The organism is Acidovorax sp. HMWF018, assembly GCF_003061035.1.
Taxonomy (GTDB): domain Bacteria; phylum Pseudomonadota; class Gammaproteobacteria; order Burkholderiales; family Burkholderiaceae_C; genus Acidovorax; species Acidovorax delafieldii.
Genome location: NZ_QAIM01000657.1, coordinates 36,508 through 37,641 on the forward strand (window position 1 = coordinate 36,508; position 1,134 = coordinate 37,641).

At 67.4% G+C, this 1,134-nt stretch carries 2 protein-coding genes; both read left to right on the top strand.

Going from position 1 to position 1,134, the window contains the following annotated elements; genetic code table 11:
* Positions 1–218, top strand: a 218-nt coding sequence (locus tag DBR23_RS32010; RefSeq protein ID WP_255581918.1) for a tripartite tricarboxylate transporter substrate-binding protein, incomplete at its 5' end; no start/stop codon positions are given.
* Positions 219–310: 92 nt separating this feature from the next.
* Positions 311–1,063, top strand: coding sequence for an Asp/Glu racemase (locus DBR23_RS27790; protein WP_047351093.1), 753 nt, complete (start codon positions 311–313; stop codon positions 1,061–1,063).
* The last annotated feature ends 71 nt before the right edge of the window (positions 1,064–1,134 follow it).

Below are 1,134 nucleotides of genomic sequence, written 5' to 3' on the forward strand. Positions count from 1 at the left end.
TGGGCCTGTTCGCCCCGGCCGCCACGCCACCCGCCGTGGTGGCCAAGCTCACGGCCGATGTGAAGAAGGCGCTGGACATGCCCGAGACGCGCCAGCGCGCCGACGCTGCCGGCATCGAACTGCGCTACCTGCCGCCCGACGCCCTCGGTGAGCTGGTGAAGACCGAAACCGCCTACTGGGCCAAGACCATCAAGGCCGCCGGCATCAAGGCCGACTGACAGGCCCACAGACATCCCCTGCGCGATCCTATTTCCGGCGCTCCGCGCGCCGGGCGGGCAGCGCTTTGCCCATTGACTCCTGAAAGACCACCATGCAACGCACTTACCGCATCGGGCAGATCGTGCCCAGCTCCAACACCACCATGGAGACCGAGATCCCAGCCATGCTGCGCGCCCGCGAGCAGATCCTGCCCGAGCGCTTCAGCTTCCACGCCAGCCGCATGCGCATGCAAAAGGTCACCAAGGAAGAGCTGGCCGCGATGGACCGCGACTCCGACCGCTGCGCGCTGGAGCTGTCGGACGGCAAGATGGACGTGATGGGCTATGCCTGCCTCGTGGCCATCATGAGCATGGGCCTGGGCTACCACCGCGCATCCGAAAAGCGGCTGCATGAGGTCACCGTGGCCAATGGCAAGCCCGCGCCCGTGGTGTCCAGCGCAGGCGCGCTGGTCGAAGGGCTCAAGGCCATGGGCGCCAAGAAGGTCTCGGTGCTCACGCCCTATATGAAGCCGCTGACCCAGCTGGTGGTGGACTACATCGAGCACGAGGGCATTGCCGTGCACGACAGCCTGTCGCTGGAAATTGCCGACAACCTGCAGGTGGGCGCGCAGGACCCCGCCGCCCCGGCCCAGCTGGTGCAACGGCTGGACACGCGCGGCGTGGACGTGGTGGTGATCTCGGCCTGCGTGCAGATGCCCTCGCTGGCGTCCGTGCAGATGGCACAGGACCAGTTGGGCATTCCTGTCGTGTCCGCTGCAGCCTGCACCACCTGGGCGATGCTCAAGCGCCTGGGGCTGGAAACGCGGGTACCCAACGCAGGGGCCCTGCTCTCTGGCGCCTACTGACCTCCCCAAGGGCAAGAGGCCTGTCCGTTGACGAAAGCAGCTGGCGGGCAGGCTGCAGGGCAACGCCGGAT

Bases quoted from the DNA above. Each gene is read 5' to 3' on its own strand.
- DBR23_RS27790 (WP_047351093.1), top strand. From the start codon at position 311: ATGCAACGCACTTACCGCATCGGGCAGATCGTGCCCAGCTCCAACACC.